The organism is Bacteroides sp. 519 (assembly GCF_010500955.1).
Classification (GTDB): domain Bacteria; phylum Bacteroidota; class Bacteroidia; order Bacteroidales; family Bacteroidaceae; genus Bacteroides.
Map to the genome: position 1 here is coordinate 1 of NZ_QVMJ01000076.1, position 474 is coordinate 474.

Consider the following 474-nt stretch of genomic DNA (forward strand, 5'->3'; position numbering starts at 1 on the left):
CTTGACGAAAGACTAACCCACAAGGGCTGCCTCAACATGAAGCTGGTAGTGGTCTTCCTGCTAGCTGCCATTCCAGTTTGCTGCTACGCAAGTGGTTCTGGCTGCAAAGCATTGGACGATGTTATTGCAAAGACAATTGATGGGTCTGTGACAACGGATGAATATGTTGGAGTGATTAATAAATACACAACTGTTCCTTATGATGAGGGAGCTGTGAGGCAGTTCAAACAAGCTTTTCTTGACCAGACTCCAGAGACTCTAGCCAATGTGAATGTGATGGTGAATGCAATATATAACAGTGAAGACTGTCCACAGACATCATAAACTCCCATGAGTACTTTGGCTCACAGAATAAAGAAAATGGTCACCAGTCAGCAGCTGATATCACACATTGTAACTTTTCTTTCTTAAGTTTATCTTTCTGCCTATAAAGTGCAAGACAATTGTTGGAATCTCAAAGGCATTTCTTTCTAC

The 474-nt window shown here is 41.8% G+C and carries 1 protein-coding gene; it reads left to right on the forward strand.

Annotated features, from left to right (window positions below):
• On the forward strand, positions 1 to 324 hold a 324-nt coding region (locus D0T85_RS21965; protein WP_163215663.1), incomplete at its 5' end, for a hypothetical protein.
• Between the last annotated feature and the right edge of the window lie 150 nt (positions 325 to 474).